Genomic DNA, 4,281 nt, shown 5'->3' on the forward strand with positions numbered 1-4,281 from the left:
CCGTGTAATAGATTCGAGGTCGTTGTTTCATGAGCAACACTCCTTGCGCTTACGCAGTTAGTAGTGTGTTGCATCGATCAGTTGAATTCAAGACCCATAAGGGATGCTCATAGTAAGATTGATTTACTGAGTCTTTTTACGACTTGCGATTTCGTTGTTGATTTTGTCAAGCATGGGCTTATCTGGCGTAGACCAATTGCCACCCGATTTATTTACCATGTAGTTTAAGGCTTCAGAAAATTGTTCAACCGATAAATCTTGCCTTCCACCTTTAGGAGGCATCGCTCTCACACCAACATACCCATGAGCAGTAATAATGACCTGCCCCTCACCGATTAATTTTTTCCAGGCATTCTGATCGCCCAGCTTAGGCGCATTTGCCACCCCCGCCGTATGACATACAGAGCAAACTTCTTGATAAGTTTTTTGACCGTCAGCAAAACACAATTGAGAGGCGGCAAAAAGAATAAAGGCCAATAAGATAGGTTTTAGTGGCATGTAATATTCCAAGATAATTTATGAATATTTGAGCTCAACTTTGAGCCCACCAAGATTTACGGATGTGCTCACTGAAACTGAAATATTTTCTACACTCGCTATTTGCTTAATGATTGACCATCCAAGGCCAGAGCCTGTTGAAAGTTCACTCGATGGCCCCCTAAAGAATCTCTCTCCCAACCTAGACTTAACATCACCTGCAATTCCTGGGCCACTATCCTCAATTACAAGGATGCAAGTGCCAGAGTTTTCTAATATTTCGATCGCAATTCTACCGCCGGCCGGAGTATATCTTGAAGCGTTATCAATCAGATTTCTTAGTAAGATTGCTAGCAAATCTTTATTCGCCAGAACCTTCACATTACTTGCACCCGTCAACTCAATTTCTTGCTTTTTTTCCTCAATTCGGTCGAATAAGTCTGCAACAACAAGGCTGATGAGATCATGAAGGTCAATCTCGGTTTTGACAAAGTCAGTCTTTTCAGAATCAATTCTTGATAGTGCAAGTAATTGGTTGATCAGACGACTTGCACGATCGCATCCATGAATTAAATTCTCTATGCCTATTGGATCTAATTCTGGGCTAAAACCTAAAACCTCTGCTTGAGCCCGAATGGCAGCTATTGGCGTACGGAGTTCATGTGCGGCATCAGCAATAAAACGCTTTTCTTTCTCAACTGCATTAGCAAGTCGAGCTAATAAGACATTTAATTCATTCAGTACGGGCTTTAACTCATTAGGCAAAGTGTTTAGAACGATTGGCTCAATAGAGTTTAAAGATTTCTTGGAAAGCGCTTCACTTAATGCGGTGAATGACTTGTTAGACCAAAAGATGACAGCGGATGCAACAATGCCTAAAAGAGGTAAACCAACTATCAATGGCCATATCAACCCCCACAGCAAAGAATCAAGCAACTCTTCCTTTTCCTGAATGAGTTTAGGTATCCCCATTTGATTGGAAATGATCTTCTCGATCATTTCTTCTAGTTCCATTTTGGCGTCATACCAAACCAATACAGAAGCGATACCCCAAGTCACAGTAATGCTACCAAGCACCCAAATCAGCAATCGATTACGCAGAGAAAAATTCTTAGGGCTCACGATACATCCTTGATTTGATAGCCAATTCCACGAATAGTACGAATGTAATTGGCTCCAATTTTCTTGCGTAGATTGTGAATGTGGACTTCAATAGCATTACTTTCTACTTCATGCCCCCAGCTATAGAGTTGAGATTCAATTTGCTCTTTAGTAAGCACCCTGCCAGATGAAATCATGAGGCTATGCAATAAAGCAAACTCTCTCTTGGAAAGGTTAATATCTTCACCTCCCAAAGTAACGAGATGCTTCTTAGGACTTAATCGTAAATTCCCTAAGGTTAAATCATTACTACTAGAACCTTCTGAACGTCTAACAATTGCTCGCAGCCGCGCGGCAAGAACAACAATTTCTACAGGCTTAACAACATAGTCATCACCACCCAAATCTAAAGTCTCAGCAATAGCGCTTACTTCATCTTGCGCAGTTAGCATGAGAACGGGAGTCGTGTTGCCAGATTTACGAATATTTTTTAGAACATCAATGCCATTCATTAATGGCATATTAATGTCGAGCACAATCGCAGAGTAAGCTGAATTTCCAGCTTCATAGCGCGCTGCGCTGCCATCGCGAACCCAATCAACAATAAAGCCTTCATGCTCTAGCCCCGTCTTAAGCGCATATCCCAACTGTTGATCATCTTCCGCAAGTAGTATTCGCACTAAACCACCCCAAATTGCCAAAACCAAAAATAAACAATACCAGCAATCATAGCCAAGGCAATCACTAAATAGACAGATCTACCCTGAATACCATCTTGAGCAGCCCCTTGCTTCAGGCCGGTAAGCATTGAGCGTACCAAATTTTCTTTATGGAGAAGGCTGCTAGCTATTACCCCTAATATGTGGATTACAACAATTCCAATTAGAAAATTGGCCATTAACTCATGTGCCTCGGAATACCAATTGGCGCCCACATCATTAAAAATGCAATACCCAGTAATGGAGATACCCAGAATATTCACAAGAATCAAATAGATAGCAATTGAACCTAGCGGGTTATGTCCTAAATAATGAACAGGTCTATTACAAACTAAGCTCAGGATGTATTCCTTTATTTCCTTAAATCCGAATAGGAAGGATGAGAATCGAGAGTACCTCGTCCCAATGACGCCCCAAATTACCCTAAAAATAATCAGGCCCAGCATGGTGTAACCAAAGGTAACGTGAAAAAGTCGGTACTTTTCGCTTTCTTGGGTGAAGACTGCGCCAATAAAGCAGATTGCTAGTGACCAATGAAATAATCTAGTTGGCAAGTCCCAGATTAGTATTTTTTTAAGTTTGATATTCATTATTTTGGGATCCTAATCGAGTCATCCTCATAGATACCATCATTGGCAGCGGTATGGCATGCGGTGCAATTTGAAGCACTTTTTATCTTGGGATTTTTCCATACGCTAGCAGATACGCCTTTGTGCTTCCGAATAAACCATGGGGACTCTGTAATTCTGTCATTTGGTGGAGAGCCTTCAACACGCTTATAGGTCCCACCATATTGCGTGAGCCATTGAGTAATGGCAAGGTTAGTTTTTGCATCAACTGATGCATCTGTTCCATAGTGCTTCTCCAGACCAGCCATGATGCGTCTCCAAGAATCTACCGGCAAAAATGCAGGTGGATAAAGCGTGTGACAGCTTGCACATTCTTGTTTAACGATCGGCGGAATCGAGTTTGGGAGGCGATTGCCATCTGCAAAACACATGTTTGCCACAAGATACATAACTGCTGCAGTAAAAAATTTTCTCATTAAGCTCACCTTATTTTTTAAGACTTAATAGATAGGCTAATACGTCTGCCTTTTCAGATGGTGTGCATGCCCTACCTAGCACATCATTGCAATTACGCTTAAACCACTTGTCGACTTTTGCTGAATCAGTAAAACGATCAGAATTAAAGCTAGGCGCTAAGGGGGCGATCGCCTTATTGGTAGAGGCATGTTTGCCTTCACCTGTTGGCGGCATTCCATGGCATGAAGAACAACTCCACTCATTGCCGTGCTTTGATGAAAAGAACTTTTCGCCCTTTTGGACCGAAGGAGCCTCTTGTGATTCTGCAGAGTACAACTTTAGAAAGGTTTGGGGATCAGCCGCCTGGGAAGCACCCACACTGATCAGCAAAGATAGCGATAGCGCTGCCTTCAATATAATTTTCATGATTTCCTCCATACACACAACTGTATCGAGGAAAGATTAAGAAAAAATTAAGAAAATCAGCGATTAAATCCTAATCCTGAGGCTCTTAGCCCCAGGATATCCAGCAGCCTAAATTACTCTTTCTTACTATCAGCAATATCTTTTTCCAACTCTTGGAATGCCTTTGATGCACGCAGTTTTGAATCTAAAATAGCGCTCTTTTTAGTTTGTTCAACTACGATCTTGTTAGCGTCGCCCAATGGGTAGCGTAGTAATACGTAAGCCCTAAAACCAGTGCCTTGCTGCATGATTTCTCGTTTTGAGATGGTGTAGCCTGGAATGTTGACCTCTGTAACGAGCTCGGTAGAAACTCTCTCAATTTCACGAATCAGCTGCGGATCACGACTAGTGCCTGTTTCTTGTGCAAACTCCTTCATCTTTGAGGAGACCTTATTGCTAATCTGACTTGCAAGACCTACTTTGGCATTGAGCATTGCTTTGTCTACGGCAAACTGTAGGTCAGTTGAATAGTCGGTCGCTACTGCATAAATCGC

The 4,281-nt window shown here is 42.0% G+C and carries 7 protein-coding genes; all 7 read right to left on the reverse strand.

Annotated features, from left to right (window positions below):
- Nucleotides 1-123 precede the first annotated feature (123 nt).
- Nucleotides 124-498 (reverse strand): c-type cytochrome, encoded by a 375-nt coding sequence (locus B7X71_RS12650; protein ID WP_293600917.1) that lies wholly within the window; start codon nucleotides 496-498, stop codon nucleotides 124-126.
- Between the two features lie 18 nt (nucleotides 499-516).
- A complete protein-coding gene (locus B7X71_RS12655) occupies nucleotides 517-1,599 on the reverse strand; it encodes an ATP-binding protein (RefSeq protein ID WP_293600918.1) in 1,083 nt (360 codons plus the stop codon).
- A complete protein-coding gene (locus B7X71_RS12660; protein ID WP_293599563.1) occupies nucleotides 1,596-2,258 on the reverse strand; it encodes a response regulator transcription factor in 663 nt (220 codons plus the stop codon). The genes B7X71_RS12655 and B7X71_RS12660 overlap by 4 nt, the downstream gene beginning before the upstream one ends.
- The gene (locus tag B7X71_RS12665; protein ID WP_293600919.1) at nucleotides 2,258-2,887 is read right to left on the reverse strand and encodes a cytochrome b/b6 domain-containing protein; all 630 of its coding nucleotides are present in this window, start codon (nucleotides 2,885-2,887) and stop codon (nucleotides 2,258-2,260) included. The genes B7X71_RS12660 and B7X71_RS12665 overlap by 1 nt, the downstream gene beginning before the upstream one ends.
- Nucleotides 2,887-3,342 (reverse strand): diheme cytochrome c, encoded by a 456-nt coding sequence (locus B7X71_RS12670; protein ID WP_293599641.1) that lies wholly within the window; start codon nucleotides 3,340-3,342, stop codon nucleotides 2,887-2,889. The genes B7X71_RS12665 and B7X71_RS12670 overlap by 1 nt, the downstream gene beginning before the upstream one ends.
- A 10-nt stretch (nucleotides 3,343-3,352) precedes the next feature.
- Complete coding sequence (locus B7X71_RS12675) at nucleotides 3,353-3,748, reverse strand: DUF1924 domain-containing protein (RefSeq protein WP_293600920.1); 396 nt, start codon at nucleotides 3,746-3,748, stop codon at nucleotides 3,353-3,355.
- 113 nt (nucleotides 3,749-3,861) lie between these two features.
- The coding region (locus tag B7X71_RS12680; protein WP_293600921.1) for a hypothetical protein at nucleotides 3,862-4,281 on the reverse strand (420 nt) is incomplete at its 5' end.

The sequence above is a fragment of the Polynucleobacter sp. 39-46-10 genome, from assembly GCF_002282275.1.